The organism is Shewanella sp. LC6 (assembly GCF_006385735.2).
In the GTDB taxonomy this organism is placed as follows: domain Bacteria; phylum Pseudomonadota; class Gammaproteobacteria; order Enterobacterales; family Shewanellaceae; genus Shewanella; species Shewanella xiamenensis.
Genome location: NZ_CP043902.1, coordinates 2,784,236 through 2,805,488 on the forward strand (window position 1 = coordinate 2,784,236; position 21,253 = coordinate 2,805,488).

A 21,253-nucleotide genomic window follows, 5' to 3' on the forward strand; every position below is an offset into this window, starting at 1 on the left:
GACCAAATAAGCTGCGTCACAACAACGAGGCTTAACAAGCCAATCACAGTGATTGCAAAAAAGAGCCAAAAGCCATCAAGTTTTATTCAAAATACAATCCACTTAGGTAGAATGTGCAACACAAAAACAACAGCGGATTGCAATACATGACTATTCGATTAAATCATCCCACGACACTCGCGCTCACCATTGCGCTAACCTTAGGCTTAAGCGCCTGTAATGATGCACAAAGCAAGGCCGATGCTACTACAGCTAACAAAAATGCGCCCGATAAAGCCCAGGCCATTGCCTTTATACAAGATGCGGAAGCGCAAATGGCGCAGTTATCCATCGAAGCGAATCGTGCCGAATGGATTTACAGCAACTTTATTACCGAAGATACCGCAGCATTATCGGCCGCCGTGGGTGAAAAAGTCAGCGCCGCTTCCGTTAAGTTTGCCACTGAAGCCGCAAAGTATGCCAATGTGGAACTCGATCCCGCCAATGCGCGCAAACTGAATATTCTGCGCAGTGCACTTGTGTTACCGGCGCCGCTGGATCCCGCCAAAAATGCTGAGCTAGCGCAAATTAGCTCCGAACTCAATGGGCTCTACGGTAAAGGCAAATATTGCTTCGCCGATGGCAAATGTATGACGCAACCTGAACTGTCTACCCTGATGGCGGAATCGCGGGATCCAGCTAAATTACTTGAAGCGTGGAAAGGCTGGCGTGAAATTGCAAAACCAATGCGTCCGCTATTTCAACGTGAAGTTGAACTCGCTAACGAAGGCGCAAAAGACTTAGGCTACGCGAATCTGTCCGAGTTATGGCGCAGCCAATACGATATGAAACCCGATGAATTTTCACAGGAATTAGACCGTTTATGGGGACAAGTTAAACCCCTCTACGAATCCCTGCATTGTTATGTTCGCGGCGAGCTGAATAACGAATACGGTGATGCCATTGCGCCGAAAACAGGCCCGATTCCGGCACATTTGCTAGGGAATATGTGGGCGCAGCAATGGGGGAATGTGTACGATCTCGTCGCCCCGAATGATGCCGATCCAGGCTATGATGTGACCGAGCTACTTGAGCAGAAAGGCTACGATGAGCAGAAAATGGTGAAACAAGCCGAAAGCTTTTTCACCTCTTTGGGCTTTGCGCCGCTGCCAGAAAGTTTTTGGAGCCGCTCTTTATTCTTACAACCCAAAGATCGCGACGTAGTGTGTCACGCTTCCGCGTGGGATCTGGATAACCTCGATGATATCCGCATCAAGATGTGTATCCAGAAAACCGCTGAAGACTTCACCGTCATTCACCACGAACTTGGACACAACTTCTATCAACGTGCCTATAAACAGCAGCCTTTCCTGTTTAAAAACAGTGCCAATGATGGTTTCCATGAGGCTATTGGTGACACGATTGCACTATCTATCACCCCGAGCTATCTAAAACAGATTGGCTTGCTCGAAGACGTGCCCGATGCTTCGAAGGATATTGGCTTACTGCTTAAACAAGCTCTGGATAAAATCGCCTTTCTCCCCTTTGGTTTGATGATCGACCAATGGCGTTGGAAGGTATTTAGTGGCGAAATTACCCCTGCGCAATATAACCAAGCCTGGTGGGAATTAAGAGAAAAATACCAAGGCGTTAAGGCCCCGACTGATCGCAGCGAAGCCGATTTTGACCCAGGTGCAAAATACCATGTGCCCGGTAATGTGCCTTATACCCGCTATTTCCTCGCACATATTCTGCAATTCCAGTTCCATAAGGCGCTGTGTGAAACGGCTGGAGACAAGGGCCCAGTGCATCGATGCAGTATTTACGGCAATCAAGCGGCAGGAGAAAAACTCAATAAAATGTTAGCGCTTGGTGCAAGCCAACCTTGGCCCGTTGCCTTAAAAGAAGTCACAGGAACGGAAATGATGGATGCGAACGCCGTGCTCGATTATTTTGCGCCGCTTAAAATCTGGCTTGATGAGCAGAACAAAGCTGCGAATCGTCAATGTGGCTGGTAATTAAGCCTCAGGTGCGAGTCATATCCACGCCTTAAACTAAACCGATAAAAATGCCCAACGATGTTGTAATGCCGTTCACTTAAGAGTGAACGGCATTTTTCTTTGGTCTAACCGGAAACTTGTTTTTGCTCATTTTAAGAACTCGTGGATATGCCCTTTCCCGTTTACCATCCAGCTTAAATTGCCGTGCATTTCGTTCTATATCCAATACGTCTCTCGGGACATTCCCCGGTGTTTGTGATGACAGTTGTGTCAACTTGAAGATGATATAACTCGCCGCATCCCGAAAACTCAGTTGATTGGGATGGACCGATGGCAAGCTTTTAGCCATCAGCAACATCTTATATCTAATGAGATTATAGGCCAGTAGCACGCCCCATAACTCTTGAGTCACCAGCTCCGGTAGTTGACTGCGGAGCGTAAAACGACTCTCCAGTAGATGTTGTTTCATCTCTCTGTAGCCCAGTTCGATTTCCCATCGATGGGCATATAAGTCGACGATGTCTTCGCTGGGGTAACGCATCGGGTCTGTCAACGAGGTCAAAATGGCGACTGACTTACCTTTCACTGTCTTAGTCAATAAACGCGCTTCAAGGGTATCTGGGAGCTGCGGCCATTTCTTTCTGGCTTGAGGTGTCGTGGTGAGTTTCACCCACTGGTCATGTTTCCCCAGCGTTCGCACTACTTCATATTGAGTGCCTTTCTTCAATGGCAACAACCAGTGGCTATCAGGTTGCGCTTGCTGCCAAGCGTGCAGCAGGCCGAGCGAGTAAAATCCTCGGTCAAATAGGGTTAGGCTGTGATTGGGAATGCTAGGAATGAGCTGGGACGCTAAGTTCATTTCATTTTCGGCAACCGAATCAAAGGCGCTGTTGACCAACAAATGGCTGCTTAATTCCATCAAGCAAACCATGCGAATTTGCGGATAAGCCGCTTCGCCTGAAGCGTTGGCGGTACGCGCAAAGGCGGCTTGATTTTGGACACTATCGGGTGTCCGCCACACGACACCGTCAACACCATACAAGTTAAGACCGCACCAATGAGGATGTTCAGCTCTCGCGTGCCAGGTATTGGCGCTGCGGTTAAATACTTCTCTAATAACCTCACTGCCCAATCGTTTACGTGCCTGAGTCACGGCGCTGCGTGCAACATAATCAATCTCTTGCGGCAAAACAATGTCGAGTTTGTTGATGAGTGACCGAACAGACTCCCCTCGGAACAAAGCCATTCCGATAACGGCCCAAATCATCGCGTCCATCGGCAATTTACGCCGTCTTAACGTCGCAACGCCCTGAGAGTCTAGGCAAGATTGAATTAACTCAGGTTCTAACACATCTGCTAAGCAGGTGAATTCGGTTAGGCGGGTAATATGAGTACGGGCGAGTGCTTCTGAGAGTTGCATAAAAAATCCGATGACATGAGGTCATCGGATTTTGATCTTTTCAGCGAGATCGTCAAGCGATCTGTCTTAACTGATCGGCATTACAACGATGTTGGGCATTTTTTTAAGCTCCAGTATTAACGTCTAACGCTCGCGACAATCAGAGAAATCAATGCGTTCGCAAATCCATTAACGCCAACCCATTCCCTTACGATTTGCTTCTTTATTCTCAATCTTAAGCTGCTCGGATTTAGTCAACATCACATATAAGGCGCCCGTGCCGCCCTGCTCGGTTTTCGCAGAATGGTAGGCAAGTACCATATCAAGCTGAGATAACCAGTGACATACCGCTGATTTAAGCAATCCAGCCACGGGTTTACTGTTATGGCCTTTACCATGAATGAGCATCACACAACGTTCACCATGGGCCTGCGCCGCTAACAAATAATTGAGTAACGCATCTCTGGCCTGACTCAAACGGTAGGCATGCACATCTAACTCCATTTTAATACTGTACTGCCCCAGCCTTAAGCGCTTAAAAACAGCCCCCTGAACCCCTTCACGCTTAAAACTGGCTATATCATCGGGTGCCATAACCGGGATCAAGCTTAAATCCAGCGGCATACAAGCTAAATAAGCCTCACGTTGCAGCGCATCACGGCGCTGAATTTGCTCATCCGTTAATGCCTTAGGTTGTAAATTCACCACCTTGACATCACCTTTAAGTGGCACAACTCCCGCCATTTCTTCAAAAAATAGTGCCGATTCATTATCCAGCATGGCAAGCTCCTCCACTCTTCACACTCAGTGTGCACTTTTACAACAGAAACACACTTTGTAAACATTCACCCCTTTAGTTCAGCGGGCGCCTCCATTATAGTGGCGCCATGAATGCTTGATTAGAATAATGTAATGAGATTTTTGCTGCTAGCCCTGATATGCCTATTGTCGCTGCCGAGTTTTGCGACCCCCTCAAAAGCCAAGACCAGCATGACAACAGATCAATTGATAAATGCGAATTATCCTTTGTTTACTCAAGCATTTAATGAACTTAATCACGACGTCACTGCCGAGATTTATGCTAAAGACGCAAGTTATCTGTCAGAAAGTCAAAGTAAAGAAATTTATTATGGCCGTGATAATATTGTCGCTATTTATCAGCGCTTTTTTGATAAAATCCGAACCAAAAAGGCCCGTATCGATATCGACTTTCGGGTGCTAAACCGCAAATTATCAGGCAACAGCGCGTTCGACACTGGCTATTATTTAGTGCGTTTTTATCCCGCCGAAGAGACTGGCGAACCCGTGAGTGAATTTGCAGGCAAGTTCGTCATTGGCACACAAAAAGACACCCAGCACCGCTGGAATGTCACCCTTGATATGAACAATCGAGCCGAGCCTAGTTTTTATTTGAATGCGAAGCCTGTGCCAAATCTTTACTATGGCCGTCAGTTTCCGCCATTACCTGACAGTAAAAAACCAAAGTAATAATCTTTATTATTGAGCAAGTTACACTCATGACACCAGAAGCCTATTGTCCCTGTTGCAGCCAAAAACCTTATCAGCACTGTTGTGAAACTTTGCACCTTAATGTTGATTCAGGGACTCAAGTGGCCACCAGTCCCGAACAACTAATGCGTTCACGCTACTGCGCATTTGTGTTGAAAAATTTTGATTACATTATTAAAACTCACCATGTAGACTTTCTCGATGGCTTAACCTTCGAACAACTACAGCAAGGCCCACATCCACATTGGTTAGGGCTTGAGGTCTTAGCTGCGAATGAAAAAATCTATCCCGATGGTACTCAACGCGGCAATGTGACCTTCAAAGCTTGGTATAAACTCGCGGGTGAGATTGATGCAATCTATGAACGATCTGAGTTTATATTTGAACAGGGCCGTTGGTACTATACCCAAGGACAACAAATGCAGGCCAAACGCCCTAGGCGCAACGATCCCTGTGTTTGCCAGAGTGGTAAGAAATTTAAACAGTGCTGCTTAACACGATAGTTGTTGATGAAAGTATCGACTCATAAAATAAAGGCAATCAATTGATTGCCTTTATTTTTTCATCACACCAATACGAACATCTGGTTTAGTGGGCGATAAAACTCGATTGTTTCGCGGCCAGCAAAAACTGCGCAAACTCGGGTTCTCGCAGAGCTGGACTGTATAAATATCCCTGTGCCTGATGACACAAACTCTTGGCTAAAAACGCCTCCTGCTCAACGGTTTCTACCCCTTCTGCGGTCAAGGAAATATTGAGCGCACTCGCCATCGCAATAATGGCCGAGACGATTTCTTGGCTTTCGCGGCTAATCGTCAAATCTGAAATAAACGAGCGATCGATTTTTAACTTACTGATAGGAAACTGTTTAAGGTAGCGCATCGAGCTGTAACCCGTCCCAAAATCATCGATAGCCAAGCCTACCCCCAGTTCAGCCAACTCCTGACACAATAAGGTCGCATGGCGAATATCGCCCATGAGTTCCGTCTCTGTAATTTCTAAAATTAAGGTTTTGGGCTTTAAACGATAACGGGTTAAGAGTTGCCATACTTGTTCATACAAATTACCACTAAAAAACTGCCGCGCAGACACGTTAACATGCATGCTAAGATCGGCATTGTGATGCTGCCAAATATTCAATTGCCGACAGGCCGCCTCTAATACCCAACTGCCTATCGCATTGATCATCCCCGATTGCTCGGCAATATCAATAAACGCGCCGGGATATAGCACGCCTCTTTTGGGATGATGCCAACGAATAAGCGCTTCGGCACCGATATAAGTTTGCTGTTCGAGATCCCTTAAGGGCTGGTAATAAAGCTCAAATTGTCGACCGCGAATAGCACTATGCAAATCGCGTTCAATTTGCGCATCTTCCTTAAACGCACTCAGCAATGTACTGTTAAAGACTTGAATTGCTGTGCCCTTTTTCTTCTTCGCATATTGCACTGCAATATCGGCGCAGGTCAGTGGTGCAAATAAATTTGCCACCGACGCAATATCAACCACGGCCAGTGCGGGTTTAGGTTCCACTTGTTCACGGCCAATTAATATCGGCATGGCTAAATGCTGGTATAAGCGGGTGCTGATATAGTCCAGATCATAAACTGCGTTGTCGTCGGTCAGTAATACCGCAAACTCATCACTACCGACACGAGCGATTTCAGTCGCTTTGTTGATGTCTGAAAAATGCTTTAAGCGCCGGCCAATCTCAATCAACAGGCTGTCGCCATTTTCATGACCATAAGTATCGTTAAAACGCTTAAAGGCGACTAAATCGACTAGCAACAGTAGCCCATGTGTTGTTCGCTCGAGCACTCGATTAAAGTGACTGCGATTGTTCAGTCCAGTCAAGCTACAACGCCACGCCAGACGTTCCAACTCCGCTTTGTAGTTATGCTCATCCGTACTTTCTTCACCCGACACTAAAGCGTAATGATTGCCTCTATCGGTGATAAATTGGCTCACAACATATTTCAGCCAATAACGACTACCATCAGCACGATTAAATTGCACTTCACCTTTTGCCAGTTCACCTCTGAAAATTTTTGCTAAGGTCTGCTCAGCTAACGCATTGTGCTGTTTGAAAAAAGTTAAATCACGTAAATTAGTGCCAACGCTCCTGCTCCGAGAAATACCACTAATATCCTGATGGGCTTGGTTAACGTACTCCACTTTTTCAGTGTGCAAGTTAATCAACATAGTCATTTGACGAGATTGTTCTATGGCGCAGCGAAAAAGGCTGAGACGTTCTTCTTTATCGTAAGCATGTTTGGTAGCAAGAGTGAGGGCTAATTGATCGGCCATTTGGCAAGCCAGATGAATTTCACTATCGTGCCAATGGTGTGTGAGCTGCGCGCGCTCAATGCAGAGCACGCCCTCAAGATGGCCATTGATACGGATGCCAACTTCGAGACTAGATAAAATTTGGCGTGGAATAAAATAACTATCGACTAATTCGGTCAACCGCGGGTCAATAAGCGTATTACCAGCATCTATATGTCTGTGATTTTTTAGTTCATTTAAATAACGCGGCACCGTTTGCAGCAGTTTAGGACGGTAGATGTCCTGCAGCGCCATCGCCCCAAACTGGGCGACGAGAGATTGGGTGTTTTGCTCGGCAGAAAAAATCCACACCGACACCAAGGAGACCGCTAAATTCTGACACAGTAGCTCTGTCGCTAACTCTGCCGTCTTAGTGAAATCACCCTGCTGCTTTGCCGTAGAATGGACTAAAGACTCTAATAAGTGTTGATGCTGACGTCGCTTCACTCTGATCCCTACAAAACTTCGTGTTGGGTAAAACGATAATGCTGCGACTAACACACCAAAGATAGGAGTGTTAATGGAGCCGATTTATCATTGTTTTTGTTGACGCAGATTACACGATCTACATTTAAAACAGCAACATCGGCCACACTTTATTACAAATTAACCTCGACTTGTATCACAGGGGTTGCGCTATAGACCATTCTCTAACTGGAAAATCATTTTTTCGACACTGACATCAAATACCAGTTTGAGCGTCACACCCGTTTCACCTCGAGTAACGCTCGCTTGCGTGTGTCGAAAACGTGTCTGGGCACGCTCAACCATCTTTGCCGCCTCATTTTCCGCCTCGCCACCCGTAAACTGCAACTCAAGTACAGTATCTTGTTCATCAATCACTGCGCCTATGTCGACAAAGCTGCCGCAATCGGTACATGTGTCGTTTACTGTGGGGGTTTGTCCTGCAATGATACCTTTCATAGGGTTATCCTCTCTAATGGTCTCATGTTAAAAACTCAACATAAGCGACTCAACATTAATATCACTAACGACTAATTATAGGGAATGATGATGAGAGAGACTCTGGTATTGCTCACGCTTATTACCCGAAATAATACCTTTGATAATAAATAGCCTCAGTAGCACTAAGCACTGGCTAAGCGTGGGATCAAATTACGTTGGATCGCCAGTTGATCGGCAAAGTGCATGATTTCAACTTGAGGAGATGGCAATTGCCCCCGCTGACGCAAGCGAGTTGTAAACTCACAGTTACTTAAGGCTTCGGCCATGGCGATGGGTTCACCACCTCGGATCACTAACGCTTCCGGTCGCAAGGCCTGTTGCAATTGAAATGCTCTTGCCCCTTGCTGCATAAACACGGCGCTATTGTCGATAATATGATTGTCTGAGGATAAATCCGCCACTAACGTTTGTTTTGGTGGTAATTCAAACTGACGTTGTAGTTTTTCGGCAGTATCGAGTTCTTTTTGCCATTGAAACTGCGCCATGTCCCTCGCGTCAGCAGACAATAGCGACAGCAACAGGGCAAACTCACCTCGCCTGTTGTGTTCGATTGCCGCATTTAAGCGGGAGCCAATTTGGGCTTCATTGATTAAAGGAACATCGATTTGCATAAAAAAACATCGCTAAAACAACTCGTTGTCAGTTAATCGACCAGTTGAACAAGAACTTTAGGAAAATTTTCATATTTAGACTTTACATGCCTAAGGTTTCTGACTACTATGGCGGCCGCAATTGAGGAGGGGTTCCCGAGTGGCCAAAGGGATCAGACTGTAAATCTGACGGCTCCGCCTTCGAAGGTTCGAATCCTTCTCCCTCCACCATTTGCACTAACAATTAGTGATGCTATAAAAGATACTCGTGGAGGGGTTCCCGAGTGGCCAAAGGGATCAGACTGTAAATCTGACGGCTCCGCCTTCGAAGGTTCGAATCCTTCTCCCTCCACCACTTTTATCTTCTGTTGTTCGTCAATCGTTAGTCTGCTGTAAACTTGCTTTACCCTTAAATCTGGCCAAGATTTAAGATGATTTTTAAGCGCAACTTAAAAGTCGGAAGAAAATATGTGGAGGGGTTCCCGAGTGGCCAAAGGGATCAGACTGTAAATCTGACGGCTCCGCCTTCGAAGGTTCGAATCCTTCTCCCTCCACCACTTCTTTCTCATCTCACGCTATATACCGCTTTATTCCCTAAGTTTTCTTTCTAGCACTCCACCTTATACAAAATTATTTTTATCGCTTAGTTAAAACTATTGTCTTTAATTCATAGATTTTGCTGATAAATAACGCCCCTTTCGGAGCGTTAAAGAAGAGTGCACAGCACTAAGTGGCGATTAATCGATATTTAAGTACTTATGGGTCTGAATCGATAAACGCCAGTTGCGGGCAATACACACCTTCATGGCTAATTCCGTCGCCCTTGGTTTTTGGCTGATCGGTTGCAAACAAATAGTTTTCGCTGACACATCAATCCCTTTGAGTAACTCATCGAGTTCGTCGATATGATGTTCGGTCGCTATCGGATGCTTTATTTCGTTGGCGCGGGTCAAGGCCTGCGCTAACACCTTATAACCACCTCTCATATTGATCTTGGGCGAGACAGTCACCCAGGTATCAGCATCGCACTTCACCTCAAAGGTGCCGCTGGTCTCGATTTGAGTGGCAAAGCCGGCAGCGTGGAGCGTGAGGGTTAATTCATTCAAATCATACATACAAGGTTCACCACCTGTGATCACCACATGGCGCGCCGTGTATCCCTTAGCGTTGAACGCCTCGATAAGACTCTTCGCCGTATGGTTTGCCCAGCGACCCACGGAGCCATCGACGGTAATCACTTGTTCGGGTGACACCTTATTTTCCTCAAGCAGATCCCAAGTCTGTTTGGTATCACACCAAGCACATCCCACAGGGCAACCCTGTAAACGCACAAAAATGGCGGGCACTCCGGTAAAGACACCTTCACCTTGAATGGTTTCAAAGACTTCGTTGACTGGGTAATTCATGCTTGCGTTCCGTTTTTCTGGGGCGGCAGTTATAGAGGATTTTAGCTGTAGCTGCAAGTTTTTACCGCCTCAGACAGAGTGATACCAAGAGCGATATACCCGTCGCCACGCGCCAGCAAAGAGTTTGCAAGCCCTAGCGCCTGAGTTACACTTACGCCCTATTTTATGTGTCAATTTAAGTGGATCCTATGTCAGCAGCATCAGTTTCAAAGGTGGTAGTGGTTTTCAGTGGCGGACAAGACTCAACGACTTGTCTTATTCAAGCCTTAACACAGTATGATGAAGTCCATGGGATCACCTTCGATTATGGTCAACGTCACCGTGAAGAAATTGACGTGGCCAAATCCCTCGCCAAGCGCTTAAAGATCACTAGCCATAAAGTGATGGATGTGAGCTTACTCAATGAGTTAGCCATTTCAGCCCTCACCCGGGATGCGATCCCCGTATCCCACGAGTTGATGGAAAACGGCCTGCCCAATACCTTTGTGCCTGGGCGTAATATTCTGTTTTTAACCCTAGCGGGGATCTACGCCTACCAATTAGGGGCAGAGGCGATTATTACCGGTGTCTGCGAAACCGATTTTTCGGGTTATCCCGACTGTCGCCACGACTTTGTCCGCGCGATGGAATCGGCACTGGTGCAAGGCATGGATAAAAAACTTAACATCATCACTCCGCTTATGTGGCTCAACAAAGCCCAAACCTGGGCATTAGCCGATAAATATCAGCAGCTCGATTTAGTTCGCCACCATACTCTGACCTGTTATAACGGCATTATTGGCGATGGTTGCGGTGACTGCCCAGCCTGCCATCTTCGTAAACGAGGCTTAGAGGATTATCTGCAAAACAAATCCGCAGTGATGGCCTCGCTCGACAAGGCAACTGAAACGGGTAAACCGCAGGCGTGAGACTGGTGACGTTAACAAAACTCGGCCCCTATTGGCTGGCGCTTATCGTCAGTCTGCTCTGCGCGCTCTTGTATGTTACGGGACTTTTTACCCCGAGCATAGATAACTTGCTCGCCTATCGACGCAGCGATATCAGTGACGGCCAGTGGTGGCGCCTGATCACAGGCAATCTGCTACATACCAATCATTGGCACCTGCTGATGAACCTCGCAGGATTATGGGTAGTGCTGTTTTTGCACCACTTTCATTACCAGCTTAAGGGATTAGCCGCGCTGTTTATCCTACTTTGCCTATTTGAAGGCATTGGCTTGTATCTGGGCTATCCGCAATTATTAGGCTATGTGGGGCTGAGCGGCATGTTACATGGCCTATTTGCCTATGGCGCAGTGCAGGATATTCGCCGCAAAATGTACTCTGGTTATTTGCTGCTGCTCGGGGTGATAGTCAAAGTCGGCCATGAGCAGTTCTATGGCGCCAGTGATGATGTAACCGCAATGATCGGCGCGCGGGTGGCGACCGAGGCGCATTTAGTTGGTTTGATCTGCGGATTAATCTGCGCGCTCTTATTCTTTATGCTCCCACGCACGATGCTAACCAAAGAAAAAGCATAAAGTCTCGATTCTTCTTTGATGATCTAATCCAATAAAAAGCCGCTAAACACATTGTGTTAGCGGCTTTTTATTCAGTAAAACACCTTAGTGGCAGAACGTTAGCATCACAGCTTCGAGTCTCAACGCCTTGCTTAGGCGAGAAACTCATTTATGCGCTGATCAGTAATTCCCTTAAGCGTTTCACCTCATCACGCAAGGCCGCCGCCTGTTCAAACTCCAAGTTACGCGCATGTTCATGCATTTGCTTCTCGAGCTTGTCGATATCATGGCTCAGCTGCGCAGCATCTGCATGATAACGTTTGGCTTTAGGCTCAGCGACTCTGCCAAGGGATGCTTGACCATAACCCTTTTCAGACTCTCTGCCATCGTCCACATCCATCACATCGGTAATACGCTTGACCACGCCTTTTGGCACAATGCCATGCTCAAGGTTGTAGGCTCGCTGTTTCTCACGGCGGCGCTCGGTTTCGCCCATCGCCTTTGCCATCGAGTTGGTGATGCGATCGGCATAGAGGATCACCTTGCCATTAACGTTACGCGCGGCGCGACCAATGGTCTGGATAAGCGAACGCTCCGAACGTAAAAAGCCTTCCTTATCTGCATCCAAAATACAGACGAGCGAGACTTCCGGCATATCTAAGCCTTCGCGCAGCAAATTGATGCCGACCAGCACATCAAACTTACCGAGGCGCAGATCGCGGATGATCTCCACCCTCTCTACGGTATCGATATCTGAGTGTAAGTAGCGGACTTTGACACCATGTTCGTCGAGGTATTCAGTTAAATCCTCCGACATACGTTTAGTTAACGTGGTGACTAACACCCGCTCGTTTACCGCAACCCGTTTAGCGACCTCAGAGAGCAAATCGTCCACTTGAATACCAACGGGGCGCACCTCAAGCTCAGGGTCGAGCAATCCTGTGGGCCGAACAACTTGTTCAACAATCTCGCCGCCACTCTTCTCCAATTCATAGGGGTTTGGCGTCGCCGACACATAAATCGTCTGCGGCATTAACTGCTCAAACTCTTCAAACTTCAGCGGCCGGTTATCCAACGCCGAGGGCAAACGAAAGCCATATTCCACCAAGGTGGTTTTACGGGAACGGTCACCCTTATACATGGCACCAATTTGTGGCACGGTGACATGGGATTCGTCGATAACCAATAAACCATCAGCGGGTAAGTAATCGAGCAGCGTTGGCGGCCCCTCGCCGGGGGCGCGTCCTGATAAATAACGGGAGTAGTTTTCAATGCCGGAGCAATAGCCTAGCTCCACCATCATCTCGATATCATATTGCACCCGCTCGTGGATGCGCTGCGCCTCAATCAACTTATTATTGTCGAGCAGATATTGTTTGCGCTCACGCAGCTCTTGTTTAATCAACTCGGTGGCTTCAAGGATCTTTTCCCGCGGCGTCACATAGTGGGTCTTAGGATACACTGTGGTGCGGGCGATACGTTTAACAATCTGCCCAGTTAACGGATCAAACTCGCTTAAGCGTTCAATTTCATCGTCAAATAGCTCCACCCGAATCGCGTAGCGGTCTGAATCGGCTGGGAAAATATCAATCACTTCGCCGCGAACACGAAAGGTACCGCGCTGCAACTCGATATCATTGCGGGTGTATTGCAATTCACTCAAGCGCTTAAGAATGTCCCGCTGTCCCATGGTATCGCCCTGGCGCAGGTGCAATAGCATCTTTAGGTAAGAGTCAGGATCGCCAAGACCATAAATCGCCGATACCGAGGCAATCAGCACCACATCCTTGCGTTCCAGCAGGGCTTTGGTTGCCGAGAGCCGCATTTGTTCAATATGGGCGTTTACCGAGGCATCTTTTTCTATAAAGGTATTGGATGCGGGGACATACGCCTCGGGCTGATAGTAATCGTAATAGGAGACAAAATATTCCACCGCATTATTGGGGAAAAACTCTTTCATCTCACCATATAACTGTGCGGCGAGAGTCTTGTTTGGCGCCATAATAATGGTCGGTCGCCCAAGCTTGGCAATCACATTGGCAATGGTGAACGTCTTACCAGAGCCCGTCACCCCTAATAGGGTTTGACAAGCAAGGCCAGATTCGAGGCCATCAACCAATTTAGCGATGGCTGTGGGCTGGTCACCTGCGGGGGCAAATTGGGATTCAAGCTGAAAAACAGATTCTGACACGCGCTACATATCCTTGTGGTTAGTCGAACCATTCTAATCAAGAGACAGATTAAGCTCCAGCAGTTATCTTATAATCAGCCTACACTGAACATAAACGCCAATGTAACAAGTAGTAACTTTTATCAAATGTAATTAAATTACAAACCATTTATCCCCAATGTTAGGGATGAAAAATACTCCTCAATCCCGCATGGTTTCTCGCTTATTTCGACTTATCAACAAATTCTGTGGATAACCCTGTGAGTTGCGACTTAAAACAAGCGGCAAACCCTTGGTGCGCGGGCGATGGACTTAAATTGCACTATTTTGGCGATAAAAATATTAATCCTTAAATTTCATATAGTTGACAATTGCAAGCCTTATCTTTTTTAGCATAAATTTAAGTTGCAATTTTGTAAGCAGATGAAAGTCCCTCCTTGTGTATTAATTTGGCATTAATCCTGAATTTCAGTGCGTTTTATCGTCAGTTTGAGCACTAAAACGCCGTAGTCAAAAAGTTTCACTTTGCTGCAATCAAATGGTCATCTTGATGTTTAACGGCGCTCATCTAGTGACTAGAAAGAGGATAATGCTCGAGTTGTGGCTCTATTCGCCTAAACGTCAGTGCTTACCACTCACGCAATAGACTCAGCCCAAATAGCATCATCAATATTTTAACGGGATAAGCGATTATCTATGCGGGCAAAATCTTTTCTGAGTAAGGGTTCGCATCTGCCGGCATCCGCATTGACTTTGTTTGCTATTAGTTCCTGTAAACATTCAGCCAATTTTGCACTTTCGTGTATTTATTCAATGCCGTAGTGATTTTGATGCTCAAGCGACGGATCTTTAAGCAATTGAAGATATGAGCCAGCCTTTAAGCACTTTTCATTGCAAATTTTATGGTACCGAACAGCGCTATCTTGCGAAAAGTTAAGTTATTTCTTCATCAAAATGCTGATTTCTACACCATGATGCACATTAGATGAGCACTTAACAGCATAATTACACTTTTTTTAGTAACTCGAGTTGACTCCTCCAACAGAGCGTTTTACTATGCGCTCCGTTCTCAACGAGTCATCGAGACGATTAAAGCGATTCCCCTGTAGTTCAGTCGGTAGAACGGCGGACTGTTAATCCGTATGTCACTGGTTCAAGTCCAGTCAGGGGAGCCACTCTTTAATCATTGAAAATCAATGAGAATACAGTTAGATAACTAACGTTTCCCCTGTAGTTCAGTCGGTAGAACGGCGGACTGTTAATCCGTATGTCACTGGTTCAAGTCCAGTCAGGGGAGCCACTTAGTTAGCAAGCTGATACGTTAAAACGATTCCCCTGTAGTTCAGTCGGTAGAACGGCGGACTGTTAATCCGTATGTCACTGGTTCAAGTCCAGTCAGGGGAGCCATTTTAACGTAATATCCAAAGTCGATAGTAATATCGCACCCTCTACTCCCCTGTAGTTCAGTCGGTAGAACGGCGGACTGTTAATCCGTATGTCACTGGTTCAAGTCCAGTCAGGGGAGCCATTTTAACGTAATATCCAAAGTCGATAGTAATATCGCACCCTCTACTCCCCTGTAGTTCAGTCGGTAGAACGGCGGACTGTTAATCCGTATGTCACTGGTTCAAGTCCAGTCAGGGGAGCCATTTTATTTCACTTCATCTGTTTTTTATCCTACATCTAACGCTTATAGATCACGCTTTTCATTTCTGTTTTGCCTTAAATACGGTTACACTGTGAGCAGTTTGTTAACCAAAATACCGTGTATCATCACGCAGATAACGGTGTTATTTCAAATCTCATGCAATATCTTATTGCAAATACTTTGACATATTGAGAGCGAATTTTATGGCGATGTCTAAATCGTATCCCATTTTTTTGTTGCTGATCTTTTTAGGCCTTTTTGGTTGGATTTATCAAAGCGAAAATCACCAGTTGCAGGCAGAACAACAGCAGGAACTCAATAATTTCAAACAATACATGGTCAACTTTGACCAGTGGCAAGGTAATGGTAGCGAACTTTACCAACGCCTCTCCGAACATTACCCTCTGCAATTTTTTCAATATATTGATGATACTGATGGGCAACTTAATTACACTCAAGGTGAACTCAACGTCCAAATGGCTCACCCACTTGCTGGGTTATTTTCCTTAGATTTGTCACATACACAAAAGCTGCCTGCGGGTCGGTTACAAGTTAAGTTAAGTGTTAACCAAGCCATCGAAAACGCCATTGCCAATACCCAGCAGCTAGGATTCTCATTGCTGCTAGCTTACATTGTATTAGTTGTTGTTTTTTTATTACTTATCAATAAATTAAAATCTTCTATCCGTTATGCTGCCGATTATATTATGCATGTTCCGGAGTTGAGTTTTTCAGCCATAGAGTCTTCTAGACTGAATGGCGAAATGACCCCCGTCAGATTAGCGCTTGAGGAATGCCGAACAACGTTAAAATCACGAGTCGATAGCCTCACACAGGAAAACCAGAAACTGCATAAAGTGGCTTATCAAGATCCCATTACGGGGTTTGGCAGTCGTCCTCGTTTTACCTCCAAGTTAGAAAGTATTAACAATCGTGCGATTCCTCAACTCGGATTAATGGCCATGGTTAAGGCGACTGAGCTAGCTCATATCAACCAACTTCAAGGGCGCTCAGCGGGTGACGATTATTTATCGAATGTGGCTAATTGCATTCGTAAAGCCTGTTCAAAATATCCCGATGCAGAGTGCTACCGCGTTTCCAGTGCCGATTTTGCGATTTTTTTGCCCGATTTAGTGTTAAAGGATGGACCTAAGTTTTTAGATCAACTGAAAATTTTCCTTGATGAATATCAACAGATGATCAAAGCAGAATCCGCGGCACATATCGGGCTTGTCCCATACCAACAAGGGACAGATCCCGTCAATTTGCTATCCCTTGCAGATACGGCCGTCAGCATAGCGCAAACCCTTGGTCCTAATAGTTATCATATTCAAGAGAAACTCAATGCGGATCAGCAATTTGGTGACGACCGTTGGAAACTGGCAATCAATGACCTAATCACCCGCCAAGCGCTTAAATTTTTCCAACAACCGATTCAACCTTGCCGTAACGATGTCGAGGTTTATCGCGAGTTGCTGGCACGCTTCTACAATAGTGAAGGGAAGTTTTTACCGACCACCACAGTCATTGCCATGGCGGAGCGCCATGGAATGAGCACAGAATTAGATAAACTCGTGGTGATCACTACATTAAAAATGCTTAAAGAAAATCCCACCATTAGCGGCAATTTTGGCATCAACATCAGTGCTTTTTCAGCGCATCAAGAACTGTTTGTAGGCTGGTTAAAGGATATTCTTGGCAAGCATAAATATATCGCTTCACGCTTAGTATTTGAGATTAACGAATCCGGTATGCAAGCCAATTTAGGGGCGAGTTATAAGTTTGTACGTGAAGTGCATAGCGTAGGTTCGAGGGTATCAATTGAGCGTTTTGGCATGAGCTTTACCTCGTTCAAATTCTTCAGCGAAGTGCGCCCAGACTACATTAAGCTTGATGGTAGCTACACCTCGGCGATCGATGAAGACAGCAATAACAAATTCTTTGTGCGTATGATGGTAGACGTTGCCAGACGTATTGGTATCCGCGTAATTGCGACCAGTGTTGAGCGCCAAGAAGAAAAATTAACCCTCGAAAAACTTCTCGTTGATGGCCTCCAAGGCTATTACATTGCCCAGCCACAGGCCATCACCCTAACGGATCAAATTTAAACCAATGCAGGGTTAATCAAGCATGCATATTTACAGTAAAGATAGTTAACCCTGCATTCTATATGTTGTTTATGCAAACGGAAAAGTCGATAATACGGCCAAGATCCGTTTAGACAAGTATTGAGATGAGTGAATATCTCCTGTTGTTGATCAGCACTGTACTGGTCAACAATTTCGTATTAGTGAAATTCTTAGGCTTATGTCCATTTATGGGGGTCTCCAGCAAACTGGAGTCCGCTATCGGTATGTCTATGGCGACCACTTTCGTGTTGACCTTGGCATCCATTCTCAGTTACCTAGTGAATCAATACCTATTATTGCCTTTTGATCTCAGTTATCTGCGTACCATGAGCTTTATTCTGGTGATTGCGGTGGTAGTGCAATTTACCGAGATGGTAGTGCAGAAAACCAGTGCAACCCTACATCGCGCACTGGGAATTTATCTGCCGCTGATCACCACTAACTGTGCAGTATTAGGGGTAGCCCTATTAAACGTGAACGAAAAACACGATTTTATTCAATCTGCTATCTATGGTTTTGGTGCTGCGGTGGGTTTTTCCTTAGTGTTAATTCTGTTTTCCGCGATGCGTGAACGTTTAGCGGCGGCCGATGTGCCCATGCCGTTTAAAGGCGGTGCTATCGCCATGATCACCGCAGGCCTGATGTCATTGGCCTTTATGGGATTTACAGGATTGGTTAAATAGATGTCCACCATGTTAATTGCCGTTATCTTATTGACCCTATTGGCATTGTTCTTTGGGGTATTACTCGGATTTGCCGCCTTAAAATTTAAGGTTGAAGGTAATCCTATCGTCGATGAACTCGAAGCGATTCTGCCACAAACTCAATGCGGTCAATGTGGTTATCCCGGTTGTCGTCCTTACGCCGAAGCCATTGCCAATGGCGATAAAGTCAACAAGTGCCCGCCCGGCGGCACTGCGACCATGGAAAAACTCGCCAGCTTAATGGGGGTCGAGCCAGAGCCGCTCAACGCCGAGGCTCAGTCCCAAGTCAAAAAAATCGCCTATATTCGCGAAGATGAATGTATTGGCTGCACTAAATGTATTCAGGCCTGTCCTGTCGACGCCATTATTGGCGCGGGCAAACTCATGCATACCGTGCTCACGGCAGACTGCACAGGTTGCGATCTCTGTGTCGAGCCCTGCCCTGTTGACTGTATCGATATGATCCCAGTAGGCCAAAATCTGAAAAACTGGAACTGGCGCTTAAATGCCATTCCCGTGACTCTTATCCAAGAGACCCCGCACGAAGAAAAGAGAGGATAAGCGGTGCAGACTTTATTAGATCAATTAGATAAAGGAACCCTTTGGCGCTCACCTGGAGGCATTCATCCACCTGAAGTCAAATTCCTCTCCAACACTACACCGATTAGCCAACTGCCATTAGCGCAGGAATACCTTGTGCCTGTGCCACAGGTAGGCGAAAACTGCACCCTTGCAGTCAAAGTGGGTGACAAAGTATTAAAAGGCGCGCCATTAACTCAAGGTACCTCAATTTGGCATTTGCCCGTGCACGCGCCAACCTCTGGTACTGTGGTCGCCATTGAGCCAAGAGCCAGTAACCACGCCTCAGCCTTGCCGGTCAATACCTGCGTGATTGCCGCCGATGGTGAAGACCGCTGGTGCGAGTTAACGCCAGGCTCAATTGAGCTCAGCAATCAGGAGATGATTGCCAAAATCCATGGTGCAGGGATAGCCGGCATGGGTGGCGCCGCCTTCCCAAGCCACATTAAGCTCAATCCCGTCAGTGAAATTGAATTAGTGATAATCAACGGCGTGGAATGCGAGCCTTATATCAGCGCCGACGATCGCTTAATGCGCGAATACAGCCAAGACATTCTGGCGGGGATTGCGATTATCCATCGCCTTTTGTCACCAAAACGCATTGTGATTGCTATCGAAGACAACAAACCTGAAGCCATAAAGGCGATGCAACAGGCGGTCAGTCAATCCACGCTCCCTGCGGGCAGCACTCGGGTAACGGTGATCCCAACCAAGTATCCCTCTGGCGGTGAAAAACAGCTGATCCAAATCATCACCGGTCGTGAAGTGCCCTCGGGCGCCATTCCCGCTAAGCTTGGGATTGTGGTGCATAACGTCGGAACCGCCTTTGCGATTCATCAAGCCGTGACCCAAGGAAAACCGCTGATTGAACGTGTGGTAACCGTTACCGGGCAAAATGTGGGTAAACCTGGCAACTATTGGTTACCCATAGGCACGCCCGTTGAACATGTGCTCAAGCAAACTGAATTTAATGCCGAAGCCGAACAAAAAGTGATTATTGGCGGGCCAATGATGGGCCACGCATTGCCAACCATCCAAGTACCGATTTTAAAGGGCACAAACTGTATTTTGGTCCCGAGCAGTCAAGAGATTGGGATAACTCCAGAGGAAAAGGCCTGTATCCGCTGCGGCGAATGTGCCAATGCCTGCCCTGCACTCTTGCTACCACAACAACTGTTTTGGCATGCAAAAGCCGAAGAATATGACAAGGCGGCCAGCTACAACCTAAAAGACTGTATCGAATGCGGTTGCTGTAGTTATGTGTGTCCCAGTGATATTCCACTGGTGGAATACTACCGCATCGCTAAATCGGCACTAAAACAAGCCGCCGATGAGAAGCATCAAGCCGAGCGCGCCAAACTGCGCTTCGAGGCGCGTATTCAACGCCTCGAAGAAGAAAAACTCGCCCGCGAAGCCAAGGCTAAAGAAGCCGCTGCGCGTCGCCAAGCGACCATGACCTCAACGGATAAGAATGCTGTAACTGAAGCCATGGCGCGGATTGCGGCCAAAAAGGCAGCAGCGGCAGAAGCCACAACCGATAACGCGACGGTCGAGGTCGTTTTTGCTGATACGAGCAACACAGAAGCGCCTAAGGGTAAAGCGGCTGTTGCCGCCGCAATTGCTCGAGCTAAAGCCAAGAAGGCAGCTCAAGGGGCGGATGATGCAGAATCGTCAAAGCAAGCATTCTCTTCTGAATCAAGCGAGCCAACGGTTCAAGCCGAGTCTTTATCACAAAAAGATAAAGTCGCCGCCGCTATCGCTCGTGCCAAAGCGAAAAAAACGGCATTGAAGGCCGACTCGGATACCAATGGCGATACTGAAGCGACTGTCAATGCGAATCAGCCAGTAGCAGAAACGGCTACGAGCACAGAGGCGGATGACAAAAAAGCCAAAGTCGCTGCTGCCGTCGCCCGCGCAAAAGCCAAAAAAGCCGCCGCACAGCAAGCTGAATTGAGTGATATGGCCGAAGTTCAGCCCGAGTACGCTAAGCAAGAGTCAGGCTCTGACGTTGAATCACGCAATGAATTAGGCTCAGCCGCTGAACTAAGCGCGCCGCTTAGCCCTGAAGATGAGAAAAAAGCCAAGGTCGCTGCTGCGGTTGCTCGCGCGAAAGCCAAAAAAGCCGCCGCGCAGCAAGCGGATTCGAGTGAGGTTGCCGAGGTTCAGCCCGAGTTAGTAACAGAGGCTAAGCCAGAGTCTGGCTATGAATCAGACTCAGCCACCGAACCAAGCGCACCACTCAGTCCTGAAGATGAGAAGAAAGCCAAGGTCGCTGCTGCGGTTGCCCGTGCGAAAGCCAAAAAAGCGGCCAGAGAAGCGAATGCGATCAGCGACGCAAATGAATAGCACTG

General features: G+C 46.8%; 16 protein-coding genes and 8 tRNA genes. 17 read left to right on the top strand and 7 right to left on the bottom strand.

Annotated elements, in window-relative coordinates; translation table 11 throughout:
- Positions 1–146 precede the first annotated feature (146 nt).
- Complete coding sequence (locus FJD32_RS12585; RefSeq protein WP_140906665.1) at positions 147–1,997, top strand: M2 family metallopeptidase; 1,851 nt, start codon at positions 147–149, stop codon at positions 1,995–1,997.
- Between the two features lie 79 nt (positions 1,998–2,076).
- On the opposite strand, the gene FJD32_RS12590 is transcribed toward FJD32_RS12585, so the two are convergent.
- Positions 2,077–3,399, bottom strand: coding sequence for an IS4-like element ISSba6 family transposase (locus FJD32_RS12590; protein WP_205403009.1), 1,323 nt, complete (start codon positions 3,397–3,399; stop codon positions 2,077–2,079).
- Positions 3,400–3,567: 168 nt separating this feature from the next.
- Positions 3,568–4,158 (bottom strand): DNA endonuclease SmrA, encoded by a 591-nt coding sequence (gene smrA, locus FJD32_RS12595; RefSeq protein ID WP_140906667.1) that lies wholly within the window; start codon positions 4,156–4,158, stop codon positions 3,568–3,570.
- A 132-nt stretch (positions 4,159–4,290) separates the two neighbouring features.
- On the opposite strand from smrA, the gene FJD32_RS12600 reads away from it, so the two are divergent.
- Positions 4,291–4,866: a hypothetical protein gene (locus FJD32_RS12600; protein WP_037418700.1), complete on the top strand. Its 576-nt coding sequence runs from the start codon at positions 4,291–4,293 to the stop codon at positions 4,864–4,866.
- A gap of 29 nt (positions 4,867–4,895) precedes the next feature.
- Positions 4,896–5,390, top strand: coding sequence for a YchJ family metal-binding protein (locus FJD32_RS12605; protein ID WP_140906668.1), 495 nt, complete (start codon positions 4,896–4,898; stop codon positions 5,388–5,390).
- An 85-nt stretch (positions 5,391–5,475) separates the two neighbouring features.
- Here the strand turns inward: FJD32_RS12605 and FJD32_RS12610 are convergent, their stop codons facing one another.
- From FJD32_RS12610 to FJD32_RS12620, 3 genes are all read right to left on the bottom strand, one after another.
- Positions 5,476–7,659 carry an EAL domain-containing protein gene (locus tag FJD32_RS12610; RefSeq protein WP_037418694.1) on the bottom strand — a complete coding sequence of 728 codons (2,184 nt, stop codon included), beginning with the start codon at positions 7,657–7,659 and terminating at the stop codon, positions 5,476–5,478.
- A 189-nt stretch (positions 7,660–7,848) separates the two neighbouring features.
- Positions 7,849–8,136 (bottom strand): DUF406 family protein, encoded by a 288-nt coding sequence (locus tag FJD32_RS12615; protein WP_037418691.1) that lies wholly within the window; start codon positions 8,134–8,136, stop codon positions 7,849–7,851.
- Positions 8,137–8,300: 164 nt separating this feature from the next.
- Entirely contained in the window at positions 8,301–8,789 is a 489-nt protein-coding gene (locus tag FJD32_RS12620; RefSeq protein WP_088585641.1) for a VC2046/SO_2500 family protein, read from the bottom strand.
- 125 nt (positions 8,790–8,914) lie between these two features.
- Here FJD32_RS12620 and FJD32_RS12625 point away from each other — a divergent pair.
- From FJD32_RS12625 to FJD32_RS12635, 3 genes are all read left to right on the top strand, one after another.
- A tRNA-Tyr gene (locus FJD32_RS12625) sits at positions 8,915–8,999 on the top strand.
- Positions 9,000–9,038: 39 nt separating this feature from the next.
- A tRNA-Tyr gene (locus FJD32_RS12630) sits at positions 9,039–9,123 on the top strand.
- Between the two features lie 117 nt (positions 9,124–9,240).
- A tRNA-Tyr gene (locus FJD32_RS12635) sits at positions 9,241–9,325 on the top strand.
- 180 nt (positions 9,326–9,505) lie between these two features.
- On the opposite strand, the gene queE is transcribed toward FJD32_RS12635, so the two are convergent.
- Positions 9,506–10,174, bottom strand: a complete 669-nt coding sequence (gene queE / locus FJD32_RS12640) for a 7-carboxy-7-deazaguanine synthase QueE (RefSeq protein ID WP_140906669.1) — start codon at positions 10,172–10,174, stop codon at positions 9,506–9,508.
- A gap of 188 nt (positions 10,175–10,362) precedes the next feature.
- On the opposite strand from queE, the gene queC reads away from it, so the two are divergent.
- Positions 10,363–11,082 (top strand): 7-cyano-7-deazaguanine synthase QueC, encoded by a 720-nt coding sequence (gene queC / locus FJD32_RS12645; RefSeq protein WP_140906670.1) that lies wholly within the window; start codon positions 10,363–10,365, stop codon positions 11,080–11,082.
- Entirely contained in the window at positions 11,079–11,693 is a 615-nt protein-coding gene (gene rrtA / locus FJD32_RS12650; RefSeq protein ID WP_140906671.1) for a rhombosortase, read from the top strand. The genes queC and rrtA overlap by 4 nt, the downstream gene beginning before the upstream one ends.
- 148 nt (positions 11,694–11,841) lie before the next feature.
- Here rrtA and uvrB read toward each other — a convergent pair whose 3' ends face one another.
- Positions 11,842–13,863: an excinuclease ABC subunit UvrB gene (gene uvrB, locus FJD32_RS12655; RefSeq protein ID WP_037418677.1), complete on the bottom strand. Its 2,022-nt coding sequence runs from the start codon at positions 13,861–13,863 to the stop codon at positions 11,842–11,844.
- A gap of 1,078 nt (positions 13,864–14,941) precedes the next feature.
- On the opposite strand from uvrB, the gene FJD32_RS12660 reads away from it, so the two are divergent.
- The 9 genes from FJD32_RS12660 to rsxC all read left to right on the top strand — a co-directional run bounded on the left by FJD32_RS12660 (position 14,942) and on the right by rsxC (position 21,248).
- Positions 14,942–15,017 (top strand) — tRNA-Asn (locus tag FJD32_RS12660).
- 49 nt (positions 15,018–15,066) lie between these two features.
- Positions 15,067–15,142 (top strand) — tRNA-Asn (locus tag FJD32_RS12665).
- Between the two features lie 31 nt (positions 15,143–15,173).
- Positions 15,174–15,249 (top strand) — tRNA-Asn (locus FJD32_RS12670).
- Between the two features lie 45 nt (positions 15,250–15,294).
- A tRNA-Asn gene (locus FJD32_RS12675) sits at positions 15,295–15,370 on the top strand.
- A gap of 45 nt (positions 15,371–15,415) precedes the next feature.
- A tRNA-Asn gene (locus tag FJD32_RS12680) sits at positions 15,416–15,491 on the top strand.
- Positions 15,492–15,693: 202 nt separating this feature from the next.
- Positions 15,694–17,598, top strand: a complete 1,905-nt coding sequence (locus FJD32_RS12685; protein WP_037418674.1) for a GGDEF domain-containing protein — start codon at positions 15,694–15,696, stop codon at positions 17,596–17,598.
- Between the two features lie 125 nt (positions 17,599–17,723).
- Positions 17,724–18,302: an electron transport complex subunit RsxA gene (gene rsxA, locus FJD32_RS12690; protein ID WP_140906672.1), complete on the top strand. Its 579-nt coding sequence runs from the start codon at positions 17,724–17,726 to the stop codon at positions 18,300–18,302.
- A complete protein-coding gene (rsxB, locus tag FJD32_RS12695; RefSeq protein ID WP_140906673.1) occupies positions 18,303–18,884 on the top strand; it encodes an electron transport complex subunit RsxB in 582 nt (193 codons plus the stop codon).
- A 3-nt stretch (positions 18,885–18,887) separates the two neighbouring features.
- Positions 18,888–21,248, top strand: coding sequence for an electron transport complex subunit RsxC (gene rsxC / locus FJD32_RS12700; RefSeq protein WP_140906674.1), 2,361 nt, complete (start codon positions 18,888–18,890; stop codon positions 21,246–21,248).
- The last annotated feature ends 5 nt before the right edge of the window (positions 21,249–21,253 follow it).